This is a genomic window from Streptomyces sp. NPDC050806 (assembly GCF_055586425.1).
This window is the reverse complement of sequence record NZ_JBVJIF010000011.1, coordinates 39,584-66,581: the sequence shown is the minus strand read 5'-3', so window position 1 is coordinate 66,581 and position 26,998 is coordinate 39,584. Positions and strand designations below refer to the sequence as shown.

General features: G+C 72.6%; 24 protein-coding genes. 11 read left to right on the top strand and 13 right to left on the bottom strand.

Annotation, left to right across the window (positions count from 1 at the left end; all coding sequences use genetic code 11):
* Positions 1 to 9: 9 nt before the first annotated feature.
* Positions 10 to 3,102 (top strand): ATP-binding protein, encoded by a 3,093-nt coding sequence (locus ACZ6WH_RS31945; RefSeq protein ID WP_469732808.1) that lies wholly within the window; start codon positions 10 to 12, stop codon positions 3,100 to 3,102.
* A 101-nt stretch (positions 3,103 to 3,203) separates the two neighbouring features.
* Here ACZ6WH_RS31945 and ACZ6WH_RS31940 read toward each other — a convergent pair whose 3' ends face one another.
* The 5 genes from ACZ6WH_RS31940 to ACZ6WH_RS31920 all read right to left on the bottom strand — a co-directional run bounded on the left by ACZ6WH_RS31940 (position 3,204) and on the right by ACZ6WH_RS31920 (position 8,657).
* On the bottom strand, positions 3,204 to 3,845 hold the full coding sequence (locus tag ACZ6WH_RS31940) for a LutC/YkgG family protein (RefSeq protein ID WP_469732806.1): 642 nt from the start codon (positions 3,843 to 3,845) through the stop codon (positions 3,204 to 3,206).
* Entirely contained in the window at positions 3,842 to 5,461 is a 1,620-nt protein-coding gene (locus ACZ6WH_RS31935; protein ID WP_469732804.1) for a lactate utilization protein B, read from the bottom strand. Before ACZ6WH_RS31935 ends, ACZ6WH_RS31940 begins: the two co-directional genes overlap by 4 nt.
* Positions 5,458 to 6,261: a (Fe-S)-binding protein gene (locus tag ACZ6WH_RS31930; protein ID WP_469732802.1), complete on the bottom strand. Its 804-nt coding sequence runs from the start codon at positions 6,259 to 6,261 to the stop codon at positions 5,458 to 5,460. Before ACZ6WH_RS31930 ends, ACZ6WH_RS31935 begins: the two co-directional genes overlap by 4 nt.
* Positions 6,262 to 6,440: 179 nt before the next feature.
* Entirely contained in the window at positions 6,441 to 7,172 is a 732-nt protein-coding gene (locus ACZ6WH_RS31925) for a FadR/GntR family transcriptional regulator (RefSeq protein ID WP_469732800.1), read from the bottom strand.
* Positions 7,173 to 7,370: 198 nt separating this feature from the next.
* Positions 7,371 to 8,657 (bottom strand): cytochrome P450, encoded by a 1,287-nt coding sequence (locus tag ACZ6WH_RS31920; protein ID WP_469732798.1) that lies wholly within the window; start codon positions 8,655 to 8,657, stop codon positions 7,371 to 7,373.
* A 208-nt stretch (positions 8,658 to 8,865) separates the two neighbouring features.
* Here ACZ6WH_RS31920 and ACZ6WH_RS31915 point away from each other — a divergent pair, with 208 nt between their 5' ends.
* The 5 genes from ACZ6WH_RS31915 to ACZ6WH_RS31895 all read left to right on the top strand — a co-directional run bounded on the left by ACZ6WH_RS31915 (position 8,866) and on the right by ACZ6WH_RS31895 (position 13,929).
* The gene (locus tag ACZ6WH_RS31915; protein WP_469732796.1) at positions 8,866 to 10,422 is read left to right on the top strand and encodes an FtsW/RodA/SpoVE family cell cycle protein; all 1,557 of its coding nucleotides are present in this window, start codon (positions 8,866 to 8,868) and stop codon (positions 10,420 to 10,422) included.
* Positions 10,423 to 10,462: 40 nt separating this feature from the next.
* A complete protein-coding gene (locus tag ACZ6WH_RS31910) occupies positions 10,463 to 11,920 on the top strand; it encodes a penicillin-binding transpeptidase domain-containing protein (RefSeq protein ID WP_469732794.1) in 1,458 nt (485 codons plus the stop codon).
* Between the two features lie 66 nt (positions 11,921 to 11,986).
* Positions 11,987 to 12,445: an HD domain-containing protein gene (locus ACZ6WH_RS31905; RefSeq protein ID WP_469732792.1), complete on the top strand. Its 459-nt coding sequence runs from the start codon at positions 11,987 to 11,989 to the stop codon at positions 12,443 to 12,445.
* 133 nt (positions 12,446 to 12,578) lie between these two features.
* Complete coding sequence (locus ACZ6WH_RS31900; RefSeq protein WP_432858777.1) at positions 12,579 to 13,391, top strand: ABC transporter ATP-binding protein; 813 nt, start codon at positions 12,579 to 12,581, stop codon at positions 13,389 to 13,391.
* Positions 13,392 to 13,446: 55 nt separating this feature from the next.
* Entirely contained in the window at positions 13,447 to 13,929 is a 483-nt protein-coding gene (locus tag ACZ6WH_RS31895; RefSeq protein ID WP_469732790.1) for a DUF3291 domain-containing protein, read from the top strand.
* Positions 13,930 to 13,940: 11 nt separating this feature from the next.
* Here the strand turns inward: ACZ6WH_RS31895 and ACZ6WH_RS31890 are convergent, their stop codons facing one another.
* On the bottom strand, positions 13,941 to 14,312 hold the full coding sequence (locus ACZ6WH_RS31890) for a hypothetical protein (RefSeq protein WP_469733208.1): 372 nt from the start codon (positions 14,310 to 14,312) through the stop codon (positions 13,941 to 13,943).
* A gap of 53 nt (positions 14,313 to 14,365) precedes the next feature.
* Positions 14,366 to 15,472 carry a ferritin-like domain-containing protein gene (locus tag ACZ6WH_RS31885; protein ID WP_432858773.1) on the bottom strand — a complete coding sequence of 369 codons (1,107 nt, stop codon included), beginning with the start codon at positions 15,470 to 15,472 and terminating at the stop codon, positions 14,366 to 14,368.
* 168 nt (positions 15,473 to 15,640) lie between these two features.
* On the opposite strand from ACZ6WH_RS31885, the gene ACZ6WH_RS31880 reads away from it, so the two are divergent.
* The 4 genes from ACZ6WH_RS31880 (at position 15,641) to ACZ6WH_RS31865 (ending at position 19,006) form a co-directional block, all read left to right on the top strand.
* Complete coding sequence (locus tag ACZ6WH_RS31880) at positions 15,641 to 16,585, top strand: AurF N-oxygenase family protein (RefSeq protein WP_432858771.1); 945 nt, start codon at positions 15,641 to 15,643, stop codon at positions 16,583 to 16,585.
* 61 nt (positions 16,586 to 16,646) lie between these two features.
* A complete protein-coding gene (locus tag ACZ6WH_RS31875) occupies positions 16,647 to 17,387 on the top strand; it encodes a TetR/AcrR family transcriptional regulator (RefSeq protein ID WP_469732787.1) in 741 nt (246 codons plus the stop codon).
* Positions 17,388 to 17,434: 47 nt separating this feature from the next.
* Positions 17,435 to 17,701, top strand: a complete 267-nt coding sequence (locus tag ACZ6WH_RS31870; protein WP_469732785.1) for a hypothetical protein — start codon at positions 17,435 to 17,437, stop codon at positions 17,699 to 17,701.
* A 180-nt stretch (positions 17,702 to 17,881) separates the two neighbouring features.
* Entirely contained in the window at positions 17,882 to 19,006 is a 1,125-nt protein-coding gene (locus tag ACZ6WH_RS31865; protein ID WP_469732783.1) for a C40 family peptidase, read from the top strand.
* Positions 19,007 to 19,079: 73 nt separating this feature from the next.
* On the opposite strand, the gene ACZ6WH_RS31860 is transcribed toward ACZ6WH_RS31865, so the two are convergent.
* Genes ACZ6WH_RS31860 through ACZ6WH_RS31840 form a run of 5 tightly spaced genes read right to left on the bottom strand, consistent with a single transcriptional unit; the run spans position 19,080 to position 24,810 of the window.
* Entirely contained in the window at positions 19,080 to 20,333 is a 1,254-nt protein-coding gene (locus ACZ6WH_RS31860) for a styrene monooxygenase/indole monooxygenase family protein (protein WP_432858765.1), read from the bottom strand.
* A gap of 41 nt (positions 20,334 to 20,374) precedes the next feature.
* The gene (locus ACZ6WH_RS31855; RefSeq protein ID WP_432858763.1) at positions 20,375 to 20,989 is read right to left on the bottom strand and encodes a GTP-binding protein; all 615 of its coding nucleotides are present in this window, start codon (positions 20,987 to 20,989) and stop codon (positions 20,375 to 20,377) included.
* Between the two features lie 4 nt (positions 20,990 to 20,993).
* Positions 20,994 to 21,395, bottom strand: a complete 402-nt coding sequence (locus ACZ6WH_RS31850) for a DUF742 domain-containing protein (protein ID WP_432858761.1) — start codon at positions 21,393 to 21,395, stop codon at positions 20,994 to 20,996.
* Positions 21,392 to 21,877 carry a roadblock/LC7 domain-containing protein gene (locus ACZ6WH_RS31845; RefSeq protein WP_432858759.1) on the bottom strand — a complete coding sequence of 162 codons (486 nt, stop codon included), beginning with the start codon at positions 21,875 to 21,877 and terminating at the stop codon, positions 21,392 to 21,394. Before ACZ6WH_RS31845 ends, ACZ6WH_RS31850 begins: the two co-directional genes overlap by 4 nt.
* Positions 21,877 to 24,810 carry a sensor histidine kinase gene (locus tag ACZ6WH_RS31840; RefSeq protein ID WP_469732780.1) on the bottom strand — a complete coding sequence of 978 codons (2,934 nt, stop codon included), beginning with the start codon at positions 24,808 to 24,810 and terminating at the stop codon, positions 21,877 to 21,879. The genes ACZ6WH_RS31845 and ACZ6WH_RS31840 overlap by 1 nt, the downstream gene beginning before the upstream one ends.
* Positions 24,811 to 25,378: 568 nt before the next feature.
* Between ACZ6WH_RS31840 and ACZ6WH_RS31835 the strand changes: the two genes are divergently transcribed.
* Positions 25,379 to 26,224: a hypothetical protein gene (locus ACZ6WH_RS31835; RefSeq protein ID WP_469732778.1), complete on the top strand. Its 846-nt coding sequence runs from the start codon at positions 25,379 to 25,381 to the stop codon at positions 26,222 to 26,224.
* A 102-nt stretch (positions 26,225 to 26,326) separates the two neighbouring features.
* Here ACZ6WH_RS31835 and ACZ6WH_RS31830 read toward each other — a convergent pair whose 3' ends face one another.
* Complete coding sequence (locus tag ACZ6WH_RS31830; RefSeq protein WP_469733206.1) at positions 26,327 to 26,815, bottom strand: MarR family winged helix-turn-helix transcriptional regulator; 489 nt, start codon at positions 26,813 to 26,815, stop codon at positions 26,327 to 26,329.
* Positions 26,816 to 26,998 lie beyond the last annotated feature (183 nt).

The window sequence follows — 26,998 nt, the reverse complement described above, 5'->3', positions numbered from 1 at the left end:
GAGATGCTGATGCTGCGTTCCGCCTTCCGTCGGTCAGGGGCGCCGGTACTCGTCGGCCGCGGCGGGGAGCTGCGTGCCCTGGTGGACGCGCTCGGGCAGGCGCCGTCCGTCGTGCTCGTGGAGGGCGAGGCGGGCATCGGGAAGACGCGGTTGATCCGGGAGGCGATCGGCCATCCGTCGGTACGGGGGCGGCGGATTCTGCTCGGTACGTGTCATCCGTTGCGTGAGCCGTTTCCGTACGGGCCTGTCTTTGATCTGTTGCGGCAGTTGGACGGGCGGATGGACGCCGTCGCCGGGCGGCTGAGCCCGGTGTGCGGGGCGCTGCGGCCGTATCTGCCGGAGCTGGCGGCGTCCCTGCCGCCCGCGCCGGACCCGCTGCCGGACCACCGGGCGGGGCGGCACCGGCTGTTCCGGGCGGTGCGGGAGCTGCTGGCGGCGCTCGGGCCGGTGGTCGTGGTCGTGGAGGATCTGCACTGGGCGGACGACGGGACGCGGGATCTGGTGCGGTTCCTGGTGGACGATCCGCCGGGCGGGATGGCCACGGTGCTCAGCTACCGGCGGGAGGATCTGCCGGGAGGAGCGCTGCCGTTGGGGCGCGCGTACCGGGAGCCGCCGGGCACCACGGCGGCTCTGCTGCGGCTGGGGCCGCTGGACGTGGCCAGCGTGCGGAGTCTGGCCGCCGCGATCGGCGGGGGCACGGAGGTGTCGGCCGCGTTCGCCGCCGGGCTGCACGAGCGGACGGCCGGTATCCCACTCGTGCTGGAAGAGGTCGTACGCGCGCTGGACGGGAACGGGTACGAGGGTGCGGCGGGGCGGCTCGGCAGCGGCACGGCGCGCGAGACGCTGGACGCGCTGGAGGTGCCCGCGCTGCTGCGGGACGCCATGGCGGAGCGGATGGGTGGGCTGTCCGGGGCCGCTGCCGCCGTGGTGCACGCCGTTGCCGTGCTGCGCGTTCCGGCCGGTGAGGACCTGATCGCGGCGACGGCCACCCGGACGCCCTGGGAGGCCACGACGGCAGCAGGCACCGACGCGATCGGCGACGGCACGCGTGAGGCGCGGCGGGCCGGCGAGGGCGGCGACGGCGCGCGAGAAGCGTTGCGGGCCGACGAGACCGGCGACGGGAGGCGGGAAGTGTCGCGCGCCGACGAGATCGACCACGGCGCGCGGGAAGCGCTGCGCGCCGGCGAGGTCGGCGACGGTATCCGGGAGGCGTTGCGGGCCGGGGTGCTCTACGACTGCGGGGACGACCGGTACGGGTTCCGGCACACGCTCGCGCAGCAGGCGGTGTACGGCGGGCTGGCGGGGGTGGACCGGCGGCGGCTGCACGAGAGGGCCGTGGCCGCGCTCGCCGGGGCCGAGCCGCCGCCGTTGGTGCAGCTCGCGTACCACGCGCGGCAGGCCGGTGACCTGGCCGCCTGGCTGCGGTACGGGGAGGCGGCGGCCGAGGCGGCGCGGGATATGGGCGACACCGCGGTCGTCGTGGAGATCCTGGAGGGCCTGCTGTCCGACCAGCGGCTGGGGGCCGCCGAGCGCGGCCGGCTGGCGACGGAGCTGAGCCGGGTCGCCGTCATGGGGCTGTCGTTCCGCAGGGCGGCCCGGCTGCTCGAACGCGTCGTGCGCGACCGCGGCCTGCCCGTCGCCGTACGCGGCGAGATCCGCCTCAACCTCGGGCTGCTGCAGCACAACCAGGCCGGCGACTACGAACAGGGGCGGGCCGACACCGAGACCGCCGTGGCCGAGCTGCGGGAGCGGCCGGCGCTGGCGGCCCGGGGCATGGCGGCCCTGGCGATGCCCAGCTGGGGCGAGCATCCGTACGCGGTGCACCAGCGGTGGGCGGAACGGGCCGAGGAGCTGGTCGCGGGGCAGGCGGTGGCCGGGCAGGCGGATCCCGCCCTGCGGATGGCGGTACGCGGCAACCACCTCGCGCTGCGGGCGAGCAAGGGCGAACCGGGCGTATGGGCGGACATCGAGGAGATGGTGCGCGCGGGCCGGACGGCGGCCGAACGGCTCCAGGTCGCCCGGCTGTGCGGCAACGTCGCGGAGGCGGCCGCCTGGCTGGGCCACCACGACCGCGCCGAGCACTTCCGCCGTACCGGGACGCGGCTCGCGGCCGAGTGCGGCGCGCCGTTCCTGCAGGGCATCATCGACGGCACCGCGCTGCGGCTGGAGTGGCACGGCGGCCGGTGGCAGGGGCTGGACGGCCGGGCGCGGCAGGTGCTCGACGTGGTGCAGGGGGTCTCCGGCATCTCCGCCGACGCGCATCTCGTACTGGGCTGGCTCGCCGTCGCCCGCGGCGAGTGGGAGGAGGCCGCGGCGGAACTGGGCGCCGCGGCGCTGGACGACCCGGCCAACGCGCCGGCGCCGATACTGGCCGCCGCGTCCGGCGCGATGGTCCGGGTGCTCCTCGCGCGCGGCGAGCCGGCGGCGGCCTGCGCGGAGGCGGAGCGGGCGGTCGCCCGGGTACGCCGCAAGGACATCTGGGCCTGGGGCGGCGACCTCGTCCCCATGGCGGTGATCGCCCTCGTACGGAGCGGGCGCGGCGGTGAGGCGGCGGCGCTGGGCGAGGAGTTCGCCGGGGCGGCCGCCGGGATCGACGCGCCGCTGGCGGCGGCCGCGGCGGAGGTGTGCCGCGGCGTGGTGGCGTGCGCGCGTGAACGGTACGGGGAGGCGGTGGCCGCCTTCGGCCGGGCGCGGGACGGGTACGCCGCGCTGCCACGGCCGTACTCCGAGGCCCGGGCCGCCGAGGCGGCGGCGCGCTGCCGGCTGGCGGCCGGGGACCGGGGCGCGGCGGGTGCGGTCGCCGAACTCGCCGATGCCTTCGCGAGGCTGGGCGCCACGCGGGACGCGGCGCGCTGCCGCCGGGTGCTGCGGGGCAACGGGGTGGTGACGCCGTCGCGGCGCGGCCGGCGTGGTTACGGAGACGAGCTGTCACCCCGGGAGCGCGAGGTGGCCCGGCTGGTGGCCCTGGGACACACCAATCGGGAGATCGCCGACGTGCTGTTCCTCTCGCCCCGCACGGTGGAACAGCACGTGGCGAAGGTGCTGCGCAAACTGGGCGTGACCTCACGCGCGGGGGTGACGGGGGCGTCGGTCGGGGGGTGAGGGGGCCGTCCTGCTCGGCCGCCGTGATCCGTTGGCCGCCGTCGTACGCCTGCCGGTCGTAGCTGACGGCGAGGCGTGGGGCCTCGATGGTCGGGCGGACCTCACACGTCCGTGCGGAGCACCACCACCAGCGTCCGGGGCCCGTGTACGCCCTCCACTCGTTCCAGTTCGATGTCGGAGGTGGCGGAGGGGCCGCTGATGAGGGTGGTGGGGCGGGTCGGGTGGAGGCGGGCCACGGTCTCGGGGATGCCGGCCTCGACCGATGAGGCGTCGACGACGCAGAGGTGGAGGTCGGGGACGAGGGTGAGGGCGCGGCGGCCCTGGTCGGGCGAGGCGTCGAGGAAGATGGTGCCGGTCTCCGCGCAGGTGACGGCGGAGGCGGTCACCACCCCGTCCAGCGCGTCCAGTTCGGGCGCGGGGGTCTCGGCGGAGTCGTGCCGTACCTCGCCGTCGTACGCCGTGAGCCAGGTCGGGTCGAGGCCGGGCGGTACGCCGATGCGGCGCGCGCCGTGGTCGCGGAGCGCGGTGGCGATCACGTCGGCGGCGCCGGCGGCCTCGCAGCTGTGGACCTCGGCCTTGTAGTCGATCAGGCGGTCGGTGAGCAGTTCCAGGAGTCCGGCTTCGGGGAGGGTGCGGCCGGTGCGGTAGTCGCGCGGGACGGTGACCTCGGGGGCGGGCGCGAGGGCCAGCGCGTCCTGGATGCGGCCGAGGATCGTTTCGCGGGCGGTGGCGGGTGTGGTCACTGTTCCTCCTCGTCGGGGCCGGTGCCCTCGGTGCGGGCCGGTGCCGCTTCCTCCGCGGCGGTCCGGATCACTTCCGTCCCCTCCGCGGTCCGTAGCGCTTCCGCTCCCTCCTCCGCCGCGGTCCGCATCGCCGCCGCGCCCTCCCCCGACGCCAGCCATGCCCGGAAGGTCTCCTTCGGTGGGGCGGGGGTGTCGCGGCTGTCGCTCCAGCCGTTGAAGGGCGGCGGGAGGTGGGCGATGCGGCCGTCCCTGCCCGCGACGACGCGGGCCGCGCCCGCTGCCTTCTGGGCGGTCGTGAAGAGCTTCGGGCGGCCCATCACGGCGGCCGCGGCCTTCATGGCCAGCTTCTCGGCCGTCGTGCCGGCGGCCTCGGTGTGCTGGTGGCGGAGTTCGACGAGGAGGGAGGGGATGTCGATCTTGACCGGGCAGGCGTCGTAGCAGGCGCCGCAGAGCGTGGAGGCGTACGGGAGTGAGCTGTTGGGGTCGTTCTTGGCGGCGTCCATCCCGGCGAGCTGCGGGGTGAGGACGGCGCCGATCGGGCCGGGGTAGGTCGAGCCGTAGGCGTGGCCGCCGGCCCGCTCGTACACCGGGCATACGTTCAGGCAGGCCGAGCAGCGGATGCAGTTCAGGGCCTGACGGCCGATCTTGTCGGCGAGCGCCGCCGTGCGCCCGTTGTCGAGGAGAACGAGGTGGAAGTTCTGCGGGCCGTCGCCCGGGGTGACGCCCGTCCACATCGACGTGTACGGGTTCATCCGCTCGCCGGTGGAGGAGCGCGGCAGCAGCTGGAGGAAGACCTCCAGGTCGGCGAAGCGCGGGAGGACCTTTTCGATGCCCATGACGGTGATGAGCGTGTCGGGGAGGGTCAGGCACATGCGGCCGTTGCCCTCCGACTCCACCACCGAGAGGGTGCCGGTCTCGGCGATGCCGAAGTTGGCGCCGGAGACGGCGACGGGCGTGGTCAGGAACTTCTCGCGCAGGTAGGCGCGGGCGGCGGCCGCCAAGTGCGCCGGTACGGAGTCCAGTTCGGGGTCCACGCCGGGGATGCCGGCCTTGAAGATCTCGCGGATCTCGTCGCGGTTGCGGTGGATGGCGGGGACGAGGATGTGGGACGGCTTGTCGTCGGCGAGCTGGACGATCAGCTCGGCGAGGTCGGTCTCGTACGCCGTGATGCCCTGGTCCGCGAGGTGCTCGTTGAGGCCGATCTCCTGGGTGGCCATCGACTTGACCTTGATGACCTCGTCGGAGCCGGTCTCCTCGACCAGCCGGGTGACGATCGCGTTGGCCTCGACGCCGTCGCGCGCCCAGTGGACGGTGCCGCCGTGCTCGGTGACCTTCGCCTCCAGCTGTTCCAGCAGCTCGGGGAGGCGGTTCATGGTGTCGGTCTTGATCGCGGACCCGGCGTCGCGCAGCGCCTCCCAGTCGGGGAGTTCGCCGGTGACGGCCAGCCGCTTGGCGCGGATGGTGTGGGTGGCCCTGCCGAGGTTGCGGCGCAGCTGGTCGTTGCGGAGTTCGTCGTGGGCGGCCCGGGGGAACTTCCGGTCACCGCGGAGGTTGCCGGTGCCGTACGGCGAACGGGGCGGAACGGTGGGCATGCCGAGGTAGGTGGGGGTGCTCATCGGGCGGCCTCCAGCGGGGTGCCGGACGCCTCGTGGGTGCCGGGCTCCGGCAGGACGTACGGCTGGGTACGGGTGGACGCGAGGATCTGCGCCAGGTGGAGGGTGCGGGTACCGGCCCGGATGCGGGAGAGGCCGCCGCCGATGTGCATCAGGCAGGACGAGTCGCCGGCCGTGCAGACCTCGGCTCCGGTGCCGGTGACGTGGCGCATCTTGTCGGCGAGCATCGCGGCGGAGGTCTCGGCGTTCTTGACCGCGAAGGTGCCGCCGAAGCCGCAGCAGGCATCGGCCTCCGGCAGCTCGACGAGGTCGATGGCCTCGACGGCGCGCAGCAGCCGCAGCGGCTTCTCGCCGACCCGCAGCATGCGGAGCGAGTGGCAGGTGGGGTGGTACGTCACCCGGTGCGGGAAGTAGGCGCCGACGTCGGTCGTGCCCACCGCGTCGACCAGGAACTCCGACAGCTCGTACGTCTTGGTGCGCACTGCCGCGACGCCGGCGCGCAGGGCCGCGTCGCCGTACCGCTCGGCCACGATCCCGTGCTGGTGCCGGACGGAGCCCGCGCAGGAACCGGAGGGCATGACGACCGCCTCGATCGAGGGGTCGCCGAACTGCTCGGCGAAGCCGCGTACCAGCGGGACCGGCTCGCGCTGGTAGCCGGTGTTGACGTGCATCTGGCCGCAGCAGGTCTGGTCCGGCGGGAAGACCACGTCGTGGCCGAGCCGGGCGAGCAGGACGGCGGTGGCTTTCACCGCGTCGGGGAAGAGCGTGTCTCCCAGACAGGTGGCGAAGAGTCCGACGCGCATGGGACCTCCGAAGGGGGTGACCGTGGCCGTCGTCGGCCGGCTGGCTGGCTGGCTGGCTGGCTGTGCACCGGGCACCGTCGTACGACCTCTTTATGGTCGGACCATACTAGAGCGGGGCGGGTGTGAGGAGTGGCGGGTGTGGTGACGGCGTGGGAAGGCGTGGGCGCGAGGGCCCGGCGTCAGTCCGCCGGGCCGTCGTCCACCAGCGTGCCGTGGAACCCCCGGATGTGCCGTTCGGCCAGGTCGGCGGCGCCGTCGCCGTCGCCGGCCCGCACCAGGCGGAGCAGTTCGGTGTGCTCGGCGTTGAGCGCGGCCGCGGTCGCCGGCCAGTCCTCGGCCGCCTCCAGGGCGCGCAGGATCAGCGGACGGACGGACTCGCGGACGGCGGAGGTGAGGGTGGAGGTGAGCGCGTTGCCGGAGCTGCGGGCGATCTGGACGTGGAACCGGGTGTCCAGGTCGTTGAACTCCGCCACGCTCACCTCCGGCGACGCCATCCGCGCGACGAGCTCCGCCGCCTCGTCGAGGTCCGCGGCGGCGGCATGCTCGGCGGCCGCGTGGAAACTGGAGCGTTCCAGGGTGACGCGGGCCTCCAGGACGTCCTCCAGGCAGTAGCTGCCGAGAGCGAAGTGGAGGCGGAGCAGCCGGCCGAGCGCGTCGTCGGGGTTCCGGACGATCCGGGCGCCCGCGTCGGGACCACGGCCGGCCTGGGCGACCAGGACGCCGATCGTCTCCAGGACGCGGAGCGCCTCACGGAGCGCGGAGCGGCTGACGCCCAGTACCGGGGCCAGCTCACGCTCGGGCGGCAGCCGGTCGCCGGCCTTCAGCTCGCCGGCCAGCACCCGCTCCTCGATGCTTTCGAGAACGAGTTCGTGCGTACGGGACTGCCGTACGGGTCGCCATTCGACAGCCATCCGTCACTCCCTGGTCGGCCCGGCACTGCGTCCTGATCGGCCGGCGCGCTCACCGAAAAACTATGTCACACGGCAGGTCAAGCCGTGATTGCGGTCGGACCGGACGCTTTCGTTCCCCCTGTGGTTCTCCCTCTGCACATCCCCCTTTTGGTCCCGCCCGCACGCCGGCACCGGCGCCCCGGCCGGTGCCCCGCGCACTCAGCCGTGCAGGCGTACCGGCAGCGATTCCACTCCGTAGACGATGGACAGCTTGCGGAATGCCAGTTCCTGTTCCGGAACGGCGAGCCGCATGTTCGGGAATCTGCGGACAAGTGCCGGATAAGCGGCGCGGAGTTCCATCCGGGCCAGTTCGGCGCCGACGCAGCGGTGGATTCCGTAACCGAATGCGAGGTGCGAGGGGACCTTGCGATGCGGATCGAAGTGTTCCATGTCCGGGCCGAGCTTTTCGTCCCGGTCCGCGCCGCTGAGCGAGCACAGCACGACGTCACCCTCGGCCATGCGGACGCCGCCGATTTCGACCTCCTCCCGGGCGAACCGGGGAAAGGCGACCTGTACGACGGTGAGATAGCGAAGCAATTCCTCGACATAGCGGTCGGCGGCGTCGTCGCCGTCCTTCAGCGCCGCGAAGTGGTCGGGGTCGCGCAGCAGGACGAGGGCGCCGAGCGCGAGCATGCTCGCGGTGGTCTCGAAGCCGCCGGTGAGCACGCCGTCGGCGAGTCCGGCCAGCTCGTCGTCGGTGACGGTGTCGCCGTGGTCGCGGACGATCTGGCCGAGCAGGCCGTCACCGGGGTTCTTGCGCTCCTTCTTGACGATCTCCTGGAAATAGGCGAGCGATTCCGATATGGCGCCGAAGGAGGCGTTCGCGCCGCCGAAGAGGTCGAAGCGGGCCGCGCTCAGCCGCTCGAAGTCGGCGCGGTCCTCGTAAGGAACTCCCAGCAGCTCACAGATGACGAGGGAGGGAATGGGCAGGGCAAAGGTGTGGACGATGTCGACGGGCTCCCCCGAGCGCCCGAGGCGCTCCATTTCCGCCAGCCGGTCCTCGACGATCTCGTGGATGCGGGGCGTGAGCCGGTTGAGCCGGCGCATGGTGAATTCGGGGGTCAGCAGCCGGCGCAGCCGGGTGTGGTCCGGCGGGTCGGCGAATCCCAGGCCGCCGGGATTCTTCCCGGCGTCGGCGCCGGCATTGCCGACGAGGTTGGTGTAATCGGTGCTGAAGGCCTTCGCCTTGCCCAGCACCTCCTTGACCTCGTCATAGCCGGTGACCAGCCACACATTCGAGGCGAGCGGCACGGGAAGGACACTCACCGGCGACTTCTGCCGCACTTCCGACAAGTCGGCCACCGGGTCAAGGCCGTGGCGACGCAGCGGCATGAGGGTGGACTCGGGCAAGAAGGGCATTCGAGACAGATCGAAGCCCTTTTTCTGAGTCCGCGCGAGATATCTGCGGGCCAGCCAAGCGGTGACGCCCGAGCGGATTTTGGTCATGCCCGCAATACTGCCTGGCCGATACCCGTGCTGACCAAGCGACCTGGCAGCGAAGTGATAACAAGATGAACGTCTGTTACGCCCGGTGCGCCCCGTCGGCCACCCTTTGCACCCTCTTGCCCCCGCCACCCCGTACCCCGGCGGCACAGGGGCCTGATCATGATCGTCCTCGGTGGCATCCGCCCGGCCGCTTGCTACTTTGCCTGACATGACCGCGACCACGGCCCCGACGGCGGACGCCCCTCCCCCAGGAATCCGGCTGCCCCGGCGCCGCGGCGTGGAACTGCTGCTGCTCGCCGGCGCCGTCCTGATCAGCGTCTACGGTTACGTCGAAGTCGGCCTGGCGCGGCACGGCACCGTCCCGACCGGCGCCGCGAGCTACGGCGCGGGGCTGGCCGTACTGGCGCTCCTCGGCCATCTCGCCGTACGGTTCCGGGCGCCGTACGCCGATCCGCTTCTGCTGCCGATCGCGGTCCTGCTCAACGGCCTCGGCCTGGTCCTGATCTTCCGGCTCGACCAGGAGACCCCGAAGGACGAGGCGGCGCCCACCCAGCTGATCTGGTCGGCGCTCGGCGTGGCGCTGTTCATCGGCGTGCTGGCGCTGCTGCGCGACTACCGGGTGCTCCAGCGGTACGCCTACCTCAGCGTCGCCGCCGCGCTCGTCCTGATGGTCGTGCCGATCCTCTTCCCCGCGGTCAACGGCGCGAAGATCTGGATCCGGTTCGCCGGGTTCTCCATCCAGCCCGGCGAGTTCGCGAAGATCCTGCTCAGCGTCTTCTTCGCGGCCTATCTCGCGGCGAACCGGCACGCGCTCGCCTACACCGGCCGCCGGCTGTGGCGGATGCAGCTCCCCACCGGCCGGGTGCTCGGCCCCATCGTCGCGATCTGGCTGATCAGCGTGGCCGTGCTGGTGCTGGAGCGGGACCTGGGCACCTCTCTCCTCTTCTTCGGTGTCTTCGTCGTGCTGCTGTACGCGGCCACCGGGCGCACCGGCTGGATCGCCGTCGGGCTGCTGCTCGCCGCGGTCGGCGCGGCCGCCGTGGGCAGCGTCGAGCCGCATGTGCACAGCCGGGTCGCGGACTGGCTGCACCCCTTCGCGAGCATCGAGCGGGGCGAGGGCGCGAGTCAGCTCGCCCTGTCGCTGTTCGCGTTCGGCGCGGGCGGCATGCTCGGCACCGGCCTCGGCCAGGGCCACTCCGCGCTCATCGGCTTCGCCATGAAGTCGGACTTCATCCTGGCCACCGCGGGCGAGGAGCTGGGCTACACCGGCCTCACCGCGCTCTTCCTCCTCTACACACTGCTGGTCGCGCGCGGTTACCGCGCGGGCCTGGCGATCCGCGAACCCTTCGGCCGGCTGCTCGCGGTCGGCCTGTCCTCGCTCCTCGCCATCCAGGTGTTCGTGATCGCGGGCGGGGTGATGGGGCTGATCCCGCTCACCGGGATGGCGATGCCCTTCCTGGCCCAGGGCGGCTCCTCCGTCGTCACCAACTGGATCATGATCGCGCTGCTCGTCCGCATCAGCGACCGGGCGCGGCGGCCCCGGCCGGTCCGCGCGGACACCGGAGTGATCGCGCGGGTGGTGGTGCCGGAGGCGGGGGCCGACGGGGGCGACGGCCCGCCCGGCGACGGACGGGATCCCGGCGAGGGCCCCGGGCCGGCCGGCGGACGGCGCGCGGGGCGGGCCGGCGGACAGCCCGGCGGCCGGCGCCGCCGCCGGGCCGGGAACGCGCGCCGCGACCGCCGCCGGAACGGAGGCGCCAAATGACCCCGGTGACCTCTCCCCTTCACCGGATCGGAGCCGACCGGTGATCCGCCACATCCGACGTACCTCGGCGTTCTGTCTCCTCCTCCTGGTCCTGCTGCTCCTGAACGCCGCCCGTGTGCAGCTCCTCAACTCCGAGGAGTACGCCCGCAACCCCGCCAACCGCCGGGCCGACCTCCAGCGGTACGACCAGCCGCGGGGTGCCATCGTGGTCGGCGACCGGCCCGTGACCGGCTCCCGGGACAGCGGCGGCACACTGCGGTACGCCCGTACCTACACCCAGGGACCGCTGTACGCGCCGGTGACCGGGTACGCCTCGCAGGTCTACGGCACCTCTCTCCTGGAGAACGCCGAGGACGGGATCCTCTCCGGCACCGACGCCCGGCTCTCGCCCGTCCCGCTCCGGACCGCCCTCACCCGCGAACAGCAGCCGGCCGGTGACGTGGTCACCACCATCGCCCCGGCGCTGCAGCGAGCCGCTTACGAGGGCCTGGGCGGCAAGAAGGGCGCGGTCGCCGCCGTGGAACCGGCGACCGGGAAGATCCTCGCCCTGGTCAGCACGCCCTCGTACGACCCCGGCCGGCTGTCCGGCAGCGGCCCCGCCACCACCGACGCCTGGACCCGGCTCAACGCGGACGCCGACCGGCCGATGCTCAACCGGGCGCTGCGCCAGACCTATCCGCCCGGCTCGACGTTCAAGGTCGTCACCGCGGCGGCGGCGCTGGAGCACGGCGTGGTGGAGGACCCCGACGCGGCCACGGACACCCCGAGCCCGTACACCCTGCCCGGCACCTCCACCCGGCTCACCAACGAGGCGGGCGGCTGCGAGGACGCCACGCTGCGGCGCGCCTTCGAGGTCTCCTGCAACACCGTCTTCGCGCGCCTGGGCGTGGACGTCGGGCCGGACGGAATGGCGGACACGGCCGAGAAGTTCGGCTTCAACGACGACGGGCTGATGATCCCGTCGCGGGTCGCCGAGAGCACCTTCGACACCGACATGGACGACGCGCAGCTCGCGCTCTCCTCCATCGGCCAGTACAACACCGCCGCCACCCCGCTCCAGATGGCGATGGTCGCCGCCGCGGTCGCCAACGACGGTGATCTGCGGCGCCCGTTCCTGGTGGACCGGCTGACCGACGCGCGGGGGAACACCCGCACCCACACCCGTTCGCGCCGCCTGCACCGCGCGATGAGCGAGGACACCGCACGGCGGCTCCGCGCGCTGATGACCGACGTGGTCACCAAGGGCACCGGTACGAAGGCGGCCATCCCCGGCGCGACCGTCGGCGGCAAGACCGGCACCGCCCAGCACGGCGTCGGCAACTCCGGCACCCCGTATGCCTGGTTCCTCTCCTGGGCGCAGGCGGACGGCGCGGAAGTCCCTGCCGTCGCGGTGGCCGTCGTGGTCGAGGACGCGTCGGCGAACCGCGCCGACATCAGCGGCGGCGGCAGCGCGGCCCCGATCGCCCGGCAGGTCATGCGCGCGGCGCTCGACCAGTGAACCCGGGCTCCGCAGGCGCTCCCACCGCGCGCCCCGGCCCGCCGCACCCCGGGGGACAATGCCCCCATGACTGACACGGGATTGCTGACACTGTCCGAGGTGGAGGCGCTGGCGCGGCGCGCGCACGAGGGGCAGACGGACAAGGCCGGGCGGCCGTACGCCGAGCATCTGGCGGCGGTGGCGGCGGGGGTGCGGGCGCGGGGCGGGAGTGCCGAGCAGATCGCGGCGGCGTGGCTGCACGACTCGGTGGAGGACGACGCGCTGTCGGCGAAGTGGCTGGCGGAGGCGGCGCTGACGCGGGCCACGAAGGACATGATCCTGGCCGTCACGAAGCGGGCGGGTGAGCCGCCGGAGGAGTACGCCGCGCGGATCCTGGCCACGCCCGGCGCGCTGCTGGTCAAGGAGGCCGACCTCGCGCACAACGCGGATCCGGACCGGCTGGCCGTCCTGGACCCGGCGACCCGGGACCGGCTGACGGCGAAGTACGCGCGGATGCGGGGGCTGCTCGGACTGGCCGGGAACTGAGGACCGTGGCGGCGTACGGCTCGGGGTGACGCGCGGCGCGCGGGCGGCGTGCGGTGGCCGGGGCCGGGCGTGTTCCGTTCCAGCCGCCGGACACCTCCGCATAAACATGCCCAATGCAGCTAACCTGCCGCGCATGAGCGCATCGGACGACACCCAGGAGCGTGTGATCGCCGCCCTTTCGGGGGCGAGCGTCCGCCGCATCACCACCGGCCAGGTCATCCTCGACGACATCGACTGGTCCGTACGCAACGGCGAGCACTGGGCGCTGCTCGGCGCGAACGGTGCCGGGAAGACCACCATCCTCCGCCTGGTCGGCGCGCTGATGTTCCCCACCACCGGCACCGTCGAGGTGCTCGGGCACCGGCTCGGCACGGTCGACGTACGGGAGCTGCGGGCCGCGATCGGGCTGGTCTCCAGCGCGCAGAAGGTGCCGCAGGACCTTCCCGGGCACACGGTCGTCCTCACCGGCGCCAGCGGCACCGTGCAGCCGCTGTGGAAGAAGTACGACGGTGCCGTGCGGGACCGCGCCCACGCGCTGCTGACCGAGCTGGACTGCAAGGAGCTGGCGGACCGGCCGTACGGGGTGTGCTCGGGCGGGCAGCGGGCCCGGCTGCTCATCGCCCGCGCGCTGATGGCCGACCCCTCGCTGCTGCTGCTCGACGAGCCGTTCAACGCGCTCGACCTGCCGTCCCGCGAGGACTTGATCGACACCATGCACCAACTGGCCCTGAACCGGCCGGAACTGGCGACGATCACCGTGACCCACCACCTGGAGGAGCTGTCGCCGGCCATCGGCCACGCGGTCCTGCTCCGCGACGGCCGCGTCCAGGCGAAGGGGCCGGTCGAGGAGGTGCTGACCGGGGACGGGATGACGGCGTGCTTCGGCCGCCCGATCGAGGTCACCCGCCACGAGGGCCGCTGGCTGGCCCGCTCGGGACGCCGCTGACCACGATGCGGACGGCCCGCTGACCGTGCCCGCGCCCCCTGGCTAAGGTGCGGGCATGGTCACGTCATCAGCGGCGACGCCGCAGCCCGCGCCCTTACCCGTACTGGCCCAGGTCAACATCGCCCGGCTCAAGGCGCCACTGGACTCCCCCGAACTCAAGGCGTTCGTCGACGGGCTGGACCCGGTGAACGCGCTGGCCGAGGCCGCCGACGGGTTCCTGTGGCGGCTGAAGTCGGAGGGCGGGGACGCCACCGACATCAGCATCTTCGGCGACGAGTGGCTGATCGTGAACATGTCGGTGTGGCGGGACGTCCCCGCGCTCACCGCCTTCATGTACACCGGTCTGCACCGGGAGTTCCTGGCGCGGCGACGCGAGTGGTTCGAGAAGGTCGACGAGGCGATGACCGCGCTGTGGTGGGTCGCGCCGGGCCACGAGCCGACCGTCGCGGAGGCCGAGGAGCGCCTGCTGCACCTGCGGGAGCACGGCCCGGCCCCGCGCTCCTTCAGCCTCCGTACGACGTTTCCTGCCGCTCTCTGAGCCGGCACGTACTACGACGTCCCCCGCCGCTCCCTGAACAGCGCGTACCCGGTCGCCGCCGCGCCCGCGCCCTCCCACAGGCCCACGCCCAGGAAGCCCGCCGGCACCGCGCCGCCGATCACGACACCCGTGAAGACGGCGCAGGTCAGCAGGCGGAAGGGCACGGTCCAGCGGAAGAAGGCCCGCCAGTCGGCCGCGGCGGCGAGCAGGTAGTACGCGCCCATGTTGAACGAGGCCATCGAGGACGCGGTGAGAAAGGCGCGGGTGTGGTCGGCGGGGGCGCGTACGGCCGGGTCTGCGAAGCCGAGCGAGGCGAGCAGCGCGCCGGGCGCGACCAGCCCGGCCGCGCCCATCACCAGCGCGCAGGCGCCGAAGACGGCCATCGTCCAGCCGGACGCCGACCGCGGCAGGCCGGGCCGCCGGGGTCTTCCGGACACTACGCGGCGCCACCGCGCTCGATCGCCTCGGCCACCTCGGCGGTACGGGCCGCCTCCTCGGCCGCGAAGCGTTCCGCGTCCAGCTTCTCGGCCACCTCCTCGTCCTGGGCCATCAGCAGGTCCAGGTTGGAGTCGCCGAGGTCGAAGACGCCCATGTCGAGGTAGGTCTGCTGGAGCCGCTTGCCCCACAGGCCGATGTCCTTCACGCACGGGACGATGCGGCTGAAGAGCAGCTTCCGGAAGAGGTGCAGGAACTCGGACTGCTCGGTGAACTCCTCGGCCTCCGCCTTGGGTATGCCCCAGTTCTCCAGCACTTCGAGGCCGCGCAGCCGGTCGCGCATCAGGTAGCAGCCCTCGATGACGAAGTCCTCGCGCTCGCGCAGCTCGGCCTCGGTGAGCTGCTTGTAGTAGTCGCGCAGCGCCATCCGCCCGAAGGCTACGTGGCGGGCCTCGTCCTGCATGACGTACGCGAGTATCTGCTTCGGGAGCGGCTTGTTGGTGGTGTCGCGGATCATGCCGAAGGCGGCCAGGGCCAGGCCCTCGATGAGGACCTGCATGCCGAGGTAGGGCATGTCCCAGCGGGAGTCCTTGAGGGTGTCGTTCAGCAGCGACTGGAGGTTGTCGTTGATCGGGTAGAGCATCCCGATCTTCTCCTGGAGGAAGCGGCTGTAGATCTCGGCGTGCCGCGCCTCGTCCATGGTCTGGGTCGCGGAGTAGAACTTCGCGTCCAGGTCCGGCACCGACTCCACGATCCGCGCCGCGCAGACCATCGCGCCCTGCTCACCGTGGAGGAACTGGCTGAACTGCCAGGAGGTGTAGTGCTGCCGCAGCTCCCCGCGCTCCTTCTGCGACATCCGGTCCCAGTACTTCGTGCCGTACAGGGACATGGACTCGTCGGGCGTGCCGAGCGGGTCGTGCGGGTCGACCTCCAGGTCCCAGTCGATGCGCAGGTCCGCGTCCCACTGCTTGTCCTTGCCCTTCTTGTACAGGGCGAGGAGGCGGTCGCGCCCGTCGTCGTACTCCCAGGTGAAACGGGCCGCGCCGGTCGCGGGCACCTGCCACAGCGACTCACCCGGAGCGGTGACGTAGAGGTCATGCGTGGACATGGGGAGCCTCCTCGGGTCCGGACGCCGCGGCGCGTCCGGTAGTTGGCAGGCTCACACGCACCTTACCGACGGGTCAATAAGTCGTGCGCGGGGGATTGACGGCCTTACTGACGCGCAGTCTCATAAGACGTGACCGCCGGTAACCCCATGAGCGAGGTACCCACAGTCATGACGACAGCTCCCGACATCAGTACGGCGGAGACCGAGGTCCTGCGGGACGCGCTCGGACTGCTCAAGGACCGCGAGCAGGTCGCCGAGCGCCTGCTGGACTCCTCCGCGAAGCACTCGTTCGACCCGGACACCGAGCTGGACTGGGACGCGCCGATGGTGGAGGGGAAGTGGTTCTGGCCCCCGGAGCTGGTCTCCCTCTACGACACCCCGCTGTGGCATCGCATGCCCGAGGAACAGCGCATCGAACTCTCCAAGCACGAGGCGGCGTCCCTGGCCTCCCTCGGCATCTGGTTCGAGATCATCCTGATGCAGCTGCTCACCCGGCACATCTACGACAAGTCGCCGACCAGCTCGCACGTGCGCTACGCGCTCACCGAGATAGCCGACGAGTGCCGGCACTCCAACATGTTCGCCAGGCTGATAAGCCGCAGCGGGGCGCCCGTCTACCCCGTCTCGAAGACCCACCACAACCTCGGCCGGCTCTTCAAGACGGTCTCCACCACGCCCGGTTCGTTCACCGCGACCCTCCTCGGCGAGGAGATCCTGGACTGGATGCAGCGGCTCACCTTCCCCGACGAGCGCATCCAGCCGCTGGTCCGCGGCGTGACCCGGATCCACGTCGTGGAGGAGGCGCGGCACGTCCGGTACGCCCGTGAGGAACTGCGCCGCCAGATGACCACCGCGCCCCGCTGGAGCTGCGAGTTCACCCGGCTCACCTCCGGCGAGTTCGCCCGCGTCTTCTCGCAGGCGTTCATCAATCCGCTGGTCTACACGAACGTCGGGCTGAACCGCGCGGAGGCCGTCGCCCAGGTGAAGGCCAGCGGCCACCGGCGCGAGGTCATGCAGACCGGCGCCAAGCGGCTGACCGACTTCCTGGACGAGATCGGCGTGCTGCGCGGTGCCGGCCGCAAGCTCTGGCAGACCTCCGGCCTGCTGGCCTGAGGAAGCTACGGAGACCAACCACCCCCGGACCGAGGAGAACGGTGCGGTTACGCTGCTGTTCATGAACGGCAGCGGCACCGCCCCAGCAGTCCCCCGCCCCGCCTACCGGCGGCTGAGCGTGGCGGAGCGGCGTGCCCAGCTGCTGACGGCGGCGCTCGGCCTCTTTGCCCAACGGGCGCCGGAGGACGTGTCGTTGGACGACGTGGCGAACGCCGCCGAGGTCTCCCGGCCGCTGGTCTACCGGTACTTCCCCGGCGGCAAGCAGCAGTTGTACGAGGCCGCGCTGCGCAGTGCGGCCGACGACCTCGAAGGCTGCTTCGCCGAGGCGGAGACCGGCCCGCTGACCGAGCGGCTGGGCCGCGCCCTGGACCGCTACCTCGCCTTCGTCGACCAGCACGACACCGGGTTCAGCGCCCTGCTCCAGGGCGGCAGCGTGGTGGAGACGGCCCGTACCGACGCCATCGTCGACGAGGTACGGCGCACGGCCGCCGAGCAGATCCTGCACCACCTCGGCGCGCCCGAGCCCGGCCCCCGGCTGCGGATGATGGTCCGTACGTGGATCACCGCCGTCGAGGCCGCCTCGCTGATCTGGGTGGACGAGGAGAAGCGGCCGCCGCTGGACGAGCTGCGCGACTGGCTGGTCGACCACTTCGTGGCGCTGATCGTCGTGACCTCGGCGACGGACGAGGAGACCGCGCGGATCGCGGCCGCCGCGCTGGCGGCCGAGACCCGCGAGGGCCCGGTCGGCACCCTCGTGCGGCGGCTGGCACCGGCCCTCGGGGACGCCGCCCACCTGCTCTGAACCCGGCGCACGGCCGCCGGGCGCGGCCCTGATGTGACACTGACCGCGTGAGAAGCGAGAACACGCCCTTCGTCGGCGGCCCCCTGGACGGCCGGGTGCTGCCGGTCCTGGTCGGCGCGACCGGCCGGCCGCCCGCCCGGTACGAGATCCCGGTCCCGGGCACGGACGGCGCGCCGGACACGGTGCACGTCTACCGGCGCGAGCCGGGCCCCACCGGACGGCTCGGGCTGCCGCGCGGCTGGGTGTACACGTACGCGGCGGATGCGCGACCGGGTGAGGGGCGGCCCAAGTGGCCGTGGTCGCGGAGGCATTGACGGAACTTCCGGCATCCGCCGGGCGTTCTTCCCTCGCACGACGGCGGCTGATCGGGTGACGCCCGTCCCCCGGTTCGCCCGCTCCCTGAGCGGGCAGGAGTGCCGCGTGGCACCATCCGAACGTATCGGATGGTCGGTCCAGAGCGGAGGTGCAGGGTGCGGGGACGGTTCCGGCGGTCGGTGGGGACGGTGGCTCTGCTGGGCGCTGCCGCCGCGGCACTGCCCGCGGCTCCCGGGTACGCGGCGCCGCGGCCCGCGCCGCCCGACATCCCCGTGAGCGAGCTGCTGACCCGGCTGCAGAAGCTGTACCAGCAGACGGAGGCGGCCAGCGAGGCGTACAACGCCACCGAGGAGGACCTCAAGGCGCAGGCGAAGCGGTCCAAGAAGCTGGACGGCCGGCTGAAGGACGCCCGCGCCGACCTGGCGCAGGGCCGCGCGGACGCCGGCCGGCTGGCGCGCGAGCAGTACACCGGCTCAGGACCCGGCGGCCTCTCCCCGTACGTGCAGTTCCTGCTCTCCAAGGACCCCGAGCAGGCGCTGGACCGCGGCCATCTGCTCAAGGAGGCGGCCGGCCACCAGGCCGACACCGTCACCCGGCTCGCCGGCAGCGCCGAGAAGGCCGACCGGCTGGCGACCGAGGCGAAGAAGGCACTGGACAAGAAGAAGTCCCTGGCCGAGAAGCAGAAGAAGCAGAAGGCGCAGGTCGAGAGCCGGCTGCGCGAGGTGGAGGCCATGCTCTCCTCCCTCTCGCCCGAGCAGCTGGCGGAGCTGAGCCGGCTGGAGCGGGCCGACATGAAGGACGCGCAGCGGGCGTTCCTCGGCTCCGGAAAGCTCGGCGGCCCGCAGGCCCCGTCGAAGGGCGGCCAGCGGGCCATGGCGTACGCGCTGACGCAGGTCGGCAAGCCGTACGTCTGGGGTGCCGAGGGCCCGGACTCCTTCGACTGCTCCGGGCTGACCAGCCAGGCCTGGGCGCACGCCGGGAAGCCCATCCCCCGCACGAGCCAGGAGCAGTGGAAGCAGCTGCCGCACGTCAGCCTGCGCAAGCTCCGCCCCGGCGACCTGATCATCTACTTCCCGGGCGCGACGCACGTGGCGATGTACATCGGCGAGGGCATGGTCGTCCAGGCCCCCCGCCCCAACGCCCAGGTCAAGATCTCCCCGATCGCCGCCAACCCCCTCCTGGGCGCCGTCCGCCCCGACGAGAACGCCCCGAGCCTGAAGGACTACACCCCGCCCGAGATCCCGGACGGCGCCACGGACGGCGACGACACGGGCTACGGCGACTCCTCCGCACCCGGCGACTGACGGTCCCCGCACGACAGCGGGGCGGCTCCCCCCCGAGGGAGCCGCCCCGCTCTGTCGTTCCGAGACCGTTGCGTCAGGCCGTCAGCGACGCGAGGTACGCGCCCGTCTTCTCCGGCTCATAGAAGAAGTTCTCGAAGTCGGAGGGGTCGTTGAAGCCATTGGCGAAACGATCGGCCGCCGGCTGGAGCTGGCCGGCCGCGCCGATGAGGTTCAGGACGTGCTCCGGCGGCGGGGCCAGCATCGCGTTCGTCCACTTGGTGACGTGCTGGGCGGTGTTCCAGTACCGGTCGAAGGTGGCCTGCATGAAGTCCGCGTCGAACGGCTTGTCACCGTGCTCGATGATCGAGTCGAGGTACGCCTTGGCGCACTTGGACGCGGAGTTCGAGCCCTGGCCCGTGATCGGGTCGTTGGCCACGACCACGTCGGCCACGCCGAGCACCAGGCCGCCCGAGGGCAGCTTGCCGATGGGGTTGCGGACGGTCGGCGCGTACCGGCCGGCCAGCGTGCCGTTCGCGTCGGTCAGCTCGACCTTCGTGGAGCGCGCGTACTCCCACGGCACGAACTTCTCCAGCAGCTCCAGCGTGAGCGCCAGGTGCTCGTTGGGGTCCTTCACACCCTGGAAGGCGTCCAGCGGGCCGCCGGGGATGCCCTCCCAGAAGAGGATGTCGGCACGGCCGGACGTCGTGTACGTCGGCATGACGAACAGCTCGCCGACGCCGGGCACGAGGTTGCAGCGCACCGCGTCGAACTCGGGGTGCTCCGGGCGGGGGCCCATGCCGTGCACGTACGCGACGGCCAGCGCGCGCTGCGGGGTGTCGTACGGGGAACGCGAGGCGTCCCGGCCGAACATGGACACCAGCTCGCCCTTGCCCGCCGAGACCAGCGTCAGGTCGTAGCGGGAGGCGAAGAAGTCGAGGTCGGAGACGGCGGCGCCGTGGATGACGAGCTGACCGCCGCGCTGCGCGAAGGTCTCCATCCAGCCGGCCATCTTCACGCGCTGGTCGACGGACTGCGCGTACCCGTCGAGCTTGCCGACCCAGTCGATGGCGCGCTGCGTGCCCTCGGGGGACTCGTGGCTGCCCGGTGCGGCGACGGAGACCCCCAGGCCCTCGATGCGCGGGGCCTGGCTCTCCCAGAAGTTGATCTGAAGGTCGCGCTCGTACTGGAGGGCGGTGTGGAACATGCACTGCGTCGACATGACCCGCCCTGAACGGATCTCGTCGGCGGTGCGATTGGACATGAGGGTGACCTCATAGCCCTGGGACTGCAGTCCGAGGGCCAGCTGGAGACCGGACTGGCCGGCTCCGATGATGAGTATCTTCCGCATGGTGGTGCTCTTCTCTGCTGGGGCTCGCGAGCGGTGCGAACCTATTCGGGGGTCAACTCCAGGGCATGCGCGACGAGAGTGAGCAAGGACTCCACGACCGTGATCCGATTCCGTGCATCCATGATCACCACGGGCACGTCGAGCGGTACGGAAAGGGCCTCGCGCACGTCATCGACCGCGTATTCGGCGGTCCCCTCGAAGTGGTTGACGGCGACGACGTACGGAAGACCGCAGCTCTCGAAGTAGTCGAGAGCGGGGAAGCAGTCCTCCAGCCGCCGGGTGTCCGCCATCACTATCGCGCCGATGGCACCCCGGACCAGGTCGTCCCACATGAACCAGAACCGCTGCTGACCCGGCGTACCGAAGAGGTACAGCACCAGGTCCTGGTCGAGCGTGATGCGGCCGAAGTCCATCGCGACCGTGGTCGTGGTCTTCTCCGGGGTGGCCGTCAGGTCGTCGGTGTCCTCACTGGCCTGCGTCATCACCGCTTCGGTCTGCAGCGGCGTGATCTCGGAGACCGACCCGACGAAGGTCGTCTTGCCGACGCCGAACCCGCCCGCCACCACGATCTTGGTGGCGATGGGGGCCCGCGTGCGGTCCGTCTGCCAGCTCTGCAGCCCTTCGTCGGCGGCAGGCGTCCCGGCGCTCGCCGTCATCGTCTCAGAGCCTGCGAAGTCCACTCAGCACCCTCTCAAGCAGCGCGCGGTCGGGCTGGCCGGTGCCGTGACCGGAGCCGTAGACGCGGATCTTTCCCTGGTCGGCGAGGTCGCTGAGCAGGACGCGGACCACGCCCAGCGGCATTTTGAGCAGCGCGGAGATCTCCGCGACGGACCGCATCCGGCGGCACAGTTCGACGATGGCGCGCATCTCGGGCATCACGCGGTCGGCCCAGGCGCCCGCGGTCAGCTCGCGGCGCTCCTCGGGCGCGTCCAGCGCGGCCACGAAGGTCTCCACGAGCAGGACGTGTCCGAAGCGGGTGCGGCCGCCCGTGAGCGAATACGGCCGCACACGCGCGGGTTTCCTGTCCCCGCCTCGTGTGGGGAGTTTGGGTGCGGTACTCACTGGACGCTCTCCATCGACTTGCGCAGTTCGCTGCGGAGTTCGGGGGTGAGGACATGGCCGGCCCGGCCGACGAAGAGCGCCATGTGGTACGCGACGACACTCATGTCGCAGTCGGGGGTCGCGTGCACGCCGAGCAGCGAACCGTCGCTGATGTAGCTGACGAACAGGCTGCCCTCGTCCATGGCGATCATCGTCTGCTTGACCGTTCCGCCGTCCATCAGCTTCGCCGCACCGTTGGTGAGGCTGCCGACGCCGGAGACGATGGTGGCCAGGTCCGCGCTGGACCCCCGCGGGCCGCGCGGGGCCCCGGTGTCAGCGGCCCCCTCGGCCAGCTCCGGGTCGGAGGCCAGCAGCAGCAGTCCGTCCGACGACACCACGGCCACCGAACGGATGCCCGGCACCTCGTCGACCAGATTGGACAACAGCCACTGCAGATTCCGTGCCTGGCTGCTCAGTCCGTAAGCAGTGGGCGCTTGCGCCATCAATCGCGTGCCTCCTCGACAACGTGACTCTCTCCCGGGGCCCCCGCTCCGTCGGTGTCCGTTTGTGGGATGGTCCGGTCCGCCGTGTGCTCCGCGATCTCGGCGGCCACGTCCCGGCGGCCCTCGCGCGCCCCTTGCTGGAAACCGCCCAGCCGGCGCCGCAGCGCTTCGGCGTTCACCCCGCCGCTCTGGCGCGGGGCACTCGGCGGCCGCTGTGCCACGACGCGGGGCGTGCGCTTGGGCAGCCCCATGTCGGTGAGCCGCCGTGCGGGCGGCTCCTCCTCGGTCCCGGCCCGGCTGTGCTCGGCGCCGTCGTCGTACGGGGACGGCGCGGCGGCGGCCCGGTCCTCGTCGGCGACGTACGGCGACCGGCCGGCCGGCGCACCGCCGGTGTCCGGCTCGCCGTCGGGGTCACCGGAGAAGTCCGGTACTCCCGGGCGCCCGGCACCGGCCGTCGGCGCGTACCCCTCGGGGCCGGCCGCGGCAGGCGTCCGGGGAGCGGCCGGGGCCTGCGCCTCCGGAGCGTGCGCCGCCGGGGCCTGGGCCTGCGCCGCCGGGTCGTGAGGGCCGTACGGTGCCTGCGGCGCCGGTGCCGCGGGGCCGGCCTGCGGGTACCCGCCCGGCGTCCCCGCGTCGGGCGCACCCGCACCCGGCGCTGCCCTGTCCGGGCCCAGGCCCGCCGCGTCGATGGACCGCTCCGCGGCCTCGATCAGCGGGTCGGCATGCTGCCCGGGAAGGGGGCCGGTGAGGGGGTCCGGCAGGGGATCCGTCAGCGGATCGCCGACGGGGGCCGGAGCCGGCTGCGCGTGCTGCGGCTGCTGTACCTGCTGCGCCTGCGGCCCGGCCTGCTCCACCTGGCGCCGGTCCTGCTGCGGCGTCAGGGGGCGCTGGCCACGGGCGGGCAGCGCGTTGGAGTTGGCCTCGGCGACCGAACCCGGGAGGGTCGGTCCGGCCTGCACCGTGCCGGGCTGCGCGGCGGCGGCCGGCGTCGGACGGGTCGGCAGGATGGACTTCGGCAGCACCACGACGGCGGTGACCCCGCCCTGCTGCTGGTCGCGCAGCTGGACGCGGACGCCGTGCCGCGCGGCGAGCCGTACGACGACGTACAGGCCGAGACCGAGCGCCTCGTCGACGGTCTCCGAGGAGGTCGCGGTCTCCGGGTCCGCCAGCCGCTGGTTCAGCTCCGCCATCCGCTCGGCGGTCATCCCTATGCCCTGGTCCTGGACGGAGAGCATCAGTTCGCCGCTCTCCAGCAGCCAGCCGGACAACTCGACGTGCGCGTCCGGCGGGGAGAACGCCGTGGCGTTGTCCAGCAGCTCGGAGATCAGGTGGCTGACGTCGTCGGCGGCGAAGCCGGCGACCTGGGAGTGCGGCGGCAGCGACTGGATGCGCACCCGCTCGTACCGCTCGATCTCGCTGATCGAGGCGCGCAGCACGTCCAGCAGCGGCACCGGCACGGCGTTGTGGTTGCTGTGCTCGGAGCCGGACAGGACGAGGAGGTTCTCGCTGTTGCGGCGGACCCGGGCGGCGAAGTGGTCGAGCTTGTAGAGGGTGTCCAGGCGCTCGGGGTCCTGCTCCTTCTCCTCCAGGCTCTCGATGACGCCGAGCTGGCGCTCGACGAGGCCGACCGTACGCATCGCCAGGCTGACGAAACGGTTGTTGACGCCCGAACGCAGGGCGGCCAGCCGTTCGGTGAGGTCGGCCCGCTCCTCCAGCAGCACGTCGCGCTCGGCGGCCAGCCGCTTGCGGCCGCTCGCCATCCGGGCGCGCTCGCCCTCGGCCTCGGCGGCCTTCTTCGCCAGCTCGGCGACCTGCGCGTGCAGCGTGTTCACCGAGCGGACGGTCTGCGCGTACTCGTCGTTGCGGCCCTTGTACTCGACGGGCTGCTCGTCGGCCGGGTCCTCGGCGACCCGCGCGGCCCCGCGGCGCAGCGCGGACAGCGGCTGGGTCATCGTGCGCGCGGACCAGATGCTGATGCCGACGGCGAGCAGCAGGCAGAGGCCCACCAGCCCGATGCGGATCTCCAGCGTGGTGACGTCGTCGTCCCGGAGCGTGCCCATGGACTTCACGTCGGCGGTGGTCAGCGAGGACTCCACGCTGCGCATCAGGCCGATGCGGGTGGTGAGCGTGGACCCGATCCGCTCGCGGTTCAGCTGGAGGTCGAGGGGGGTCAGCCGCGACTGGTCGGTGAGCCGGGTGAGGTAGCGCTCGGCGGTGTCGACGTCGGTGCCGTTGACGGTCCGGTCGTAGCTGTCGCGGGAATGCGCGTCCGCGCTCTGCCGGAAGTCGGCGATCGCGGCCTGCGCGCGGACGTGCGACTGCTGTGCGGCGGCCGACAGGTCCGGCTGCTGTCCGCCGCTCGCCAGCGCGGCGAGCAGCAGTCCGCGGGTGGCGGAGGCCTGTTCGGTGGCGCGGGCGAGGAGCGGCAGGGCCTGGGCGTGGGAGCCGGCGGCGAGCGCGCGGGGCGGCACCTTGCGGGCGATGTCGGTCGAAATGGCGTCCAGCGCCTGAATGGTGGCACTGTAGGACTTGAAGGTGTCCAGCGCGGTGCCCCGGCCCGTCAGTCCCTGCTGCCGGACCTCGGGCAGCGTCTTCAGCAGCTTGCCGGCGTCGGCGAACGCCGCGGTCTCGGCGGAGCTCTCGTCCGCCTCGGCGCGCAGGTCCTTGATCTGCCGGTCCACGCGGGCCCGCTGGGCCTCCGACACGCCGCCGCCGCTCTGCGTGGTGCGGCCGGTCGCGACGTACGTCGTCATGGCGTCGCGCTCGTCGGCGAGGGAGTGGGACAGGGTCACCGCGCGGGCGTTCAGCTCGCCGAGGTCGACCAGCTCCTGGGAGCCGTCCACGTCCTGTGTCGCCGAGGCGATGACCGGCGTGCCGACCGCGAGGACGGCGACGGCGACCACCGCCACGGCCCCCACGAGCCTGTTGCGCACGCGCGCGGGACGTCCGCCCGCGCGGCCACCGTCCGTACCGGACCTGGCCGGGCCGGCCGGTGTTCCCGGCTCCACCACGTCACCCCGAAGCCGCTTTTTCCGCACCGCTGCTCGCAATCCTGTCTCGCCTGCCCACGCCGTGTGGCCTTGCGGACCCGGCCGTTCTCCCCCGGAGGGCGGACCTGCGACGCGTCCGCGGCACCTCACGCCCCTGCCGGGGTAACAGTCCGGCTGTGCGCGTCCCGGTGAGCGAATGACCCCACCCCATGATCCGGAATACGACCATTTCACCGGTGCCGCGCGGCGGCCCGGCAACACTTGCCCGGCCACCTGAATGAGTGAACATCAATCGGAAGTTGACCATCAACTTCCTCTGTGAGGCGCAACAGTAGGCCATCGGCAGGCGGGTTTGGAGAACCGTCGCCGTCCTGGCAGGATGCCCGCCCGCATTTTCCGGAGCGGCTTTTCCGCGGCCCGGAGCGCCGGAGCGGGCGCCTCACCCGCCCCGCGCAACGCGAACCGCGCATTCCGGACGGCCTCTTCCGGCCGTTCCGGCATCCTGGCTCGCATGCGCATCGAACTCGCCACGGAGCCCGGCGACCCCCAACGCCCCAACGAGGACTACGCATCAGTCGCGCTGCCCGCGTCCGGTGAGGGCGGCGTGCTCGTCCTGCTCGACGGCGTGACGCCGCCGGCGGAGGACTTCGGGTGCCACCACGACGTGCCGTGGTTCACCGCACGCCTCGGGGGCGCGATGCTCGAACTGTCCGGTTCGCTCCGCGACATGACGCTCACTGAGGCGCTCGCCGAAGCCATCGGCCGCACCGCCGCGGCCCACCGCGACACCTGTGACCTTTCTCACAGCAGGACTCCGCAGGCAACGGCCATCGCCGCACGCTGGTCCCGTTACGCCGTGGAGTACCTGGTGCTGTCGGACTCGGCGCTGCTCGTCGAGGCGCCGGACGGGACCGTCGAGGCGGTGCTGGACGAGCGTCTCGCGCAGTTGCCGGCCTCGGTCGGCGAGCTGCGGGCCGCCGTACGGGCCCTGCCGGAGGGGTCCGCCGAACGGGCGGCGGCGGCCCGCGAGTACGTCGCCGCGGTCGAGGCGCTGCGCAACGCCGAGGGGGGCTTCTGGACGGCGGCCGCCGATCCGTCCGTCGCGGAGCGGGCGGTCACCGGCAGCGTGCCGCGCGACCGGGTCCGTTCGCTGACCGCGCTGAGCGACGGGGCCGGGCGCTGGGTGGAGGTGTTCCGGGAGGGCACCTGGACCGACTGCCTCGCCGTGGTGCGCAAGGAGGGGCCGCGGGCGCTCGTCGAGCGGGTGCGGGCCATGGAGAACGCGGACGCCGACGGACTGTCCTTCCCGCGGGGGAAGCTGCACGACGACGCCGCGGTGGTGTACGCGGAACTGTGAACGCGGTGCGGGCGCGGCGAAGGGCGGCGCGGGCAACGGACGGAGCGGGCGCGACGGCAACGGGCGGCGCGGGTGCGACGGCAACGTGCGGCGCCCCCGCCGTCACCCGTCCGCCGCCTCCCGGCCGGGCCCGGCGCCCGGCTCCGGTTCCTCGTGAAGCTCCTGCTCTTGTTCATCGTTCAACCGATGGAGGAGCCGCGCCAGTTCGCCGATCTCCCCTCGGTCCCAGGAGGCGAGCCGGCGGGCATAACGGTCCCGCCGGGCGTCGCGTACCCGGGTGAAGCGGGCCAGCCCCTCGTCGGTCAGCCGGACCAGGACGGCACGCCCGTCGGCCGGGTCCTTCTCGCGGGCGACCAGCCCGAGGTCGTCCAGCGCCCGCAGCTGACGGCTGATGGTCGCCTTGCCGACGCCGAAGTAGCAGGCGAGTTCGGTGGCCCGCTGCTCGCCCGCGTCGGCCAGTCGGACCAGCAGCCCGTACGCCGAGGGCTCCAGATCCGGGTGCACCTCGCGGGCCATCTCGCCGGACGAGGCGCGGGCCCGGCGCAGGAATACCGCCAACTCGCGTTCCAGCGAAAGGAACAGGTCGTCCATACCGTCGGGCCGTCGCGCCGCCGCCCCGTCGGTTCCGGTGTTGTGCACGTCAGCGCCCTTTCCCGTTTTCCGGACGATGGAAGAATTTTTCAGCGGCGGCCGATTCCGCAGCTGAGACAGTATTTCGCAGGATTAGACCAACGGAATCATCCGACCCCCTTTCCGCTCCAGGTCTACGCGCGT

Bases quoted from the DNA above. Each gene is read 5' to 3' on its own strand.
- ACZ6WH_RS31945 (WP_469732808.1), top strand. From the start codon at position 10: ATGCTGCGTTCCGCCTTCCGTCGGTCAGGGGCGCCGGTACTCGTCGGC.
- ACZ6WH_RS31935 (WP_469732804.1), bottom strand. From the start codon at position 5,461: ATGAGCACCCCCACCTACCTCGGCATGCCCACCGTTCCGCCCCGTTCG.
- ACZ6WH_RS31930 (WP_469732802.1), bottom strand. From the start codon at position 6,261: ATGCGCGTCGGACTCTTCGCCACCTGTCTGGGAGACACGCTCTTCCCC.
- ACZ6WH_RS31925 (WP_469732800.1), bottom strand. From the start codon at position 7,172: ATGGCTGTCGAATGGCGACCCGTACGGCAGTCCCGTACGCACGAACTC.
- ACZ6WH_RS31920 (WP_469732798.1), bottom strand. From the start codon at position 8,657: ATGACCAAAATCCGCTCGGGCGTCACCGCTTGGCTGGCCCGCAGATAT.
- ACZ6WH_RS31915 (WP_469732796.1), top strand. From the start codon at position 8,866: ATGACCGCGACCACGGCCCCGACGGCGGACGCCCCTCCCCCAGGAATC.
- ACZ6WH_RS31905 (WP_469732792.1), top strand. From the start codon at position 11,987: ATGACTGACACGGGATTGCTGACACTGTCCGAGGTGGAGGCGCTGGCG.
- ACZ6WH_RS31900 (WP_432858777.1), top strand. From the start codon at position 12,579: ATGAGCGCATCGGACGACACCCAGGAGCGTGTGATCGCCGCCCTTTCG.
- ACZ6WH_RS31895 (WP_469732790.1), top strand. From the start codon at position 13,447: ATGGTCACGTCATCAGCGGCGACGCCGCAGCCCGCGCCCTTACCCGTA.
- ACZ6WH_RS31890 (WP_469733208.1), bottom strand. From the start codon at position 14,312: ATGGCCGTCTTCGGCGCCTGCGCGCTGGTGATGGGCGCGGCCGGGCTG.
- ACZ6WH_RS31885 (WP_432858773.1), bottom strand. From the start codon at position 15,472: ATGTCCACGCATGACCTCTACGTCACCGCTCCGGGTGAGTCGCTGTGG.
- ACZ6WH_RS31880 (WP_432858771.1), top strand. From the start codon at position 15,641: ATGACGACAGCTCCCGACATCAGTACGGCGGAGACCGAGGTCCTGCGG.
- ACZ6WH_RS31875 (WP_469732787.1), top strand. From the start codon at position 16,647: ATGAACGGCAGCGGCACCGCCCCAGCAGTCCCCCGCCCCGCCTACCGG.
- ACZ6WH_RS31860 (WP_432858765.1), bottom strand. From the start codon at position 20,333: ATGCGGAAGATACTCATCATCGGAGCCGGCCAGTCCGGTCTCCAGCTG.
- ACZ6WH_RS31855 (WP_432858763.1), bottom strand. From the start codon at position 20,989: ATGACGGCGAGCGCCGGGACGCCTGCCGCCGACGAAGGGCTGCAGAGC.
- ACZ6WH_RS31845 (WP_432858759.1), bottom strand. From the start codon at position 21,877: ATGGCGCAAGCGCCCACTGCTTACGGACTGAGCAGCCAGGCACGGAAT.
- ACZ6WH_RS31835 (WP_469732778.1), top strand. From the start codon at position 25,379: ATGCGCATCGAACTCGCCACGGAGCCCGGCGACCCCCAACGCCCCAAC.
- ACZ6WH_RS31830 (WP_469733206.1), bottom strand. From the start codon at position 26,815: ATGGACGACCTGTTCCTTTCGCTGGAACGCGAGTTGGCGGTATTCCTG.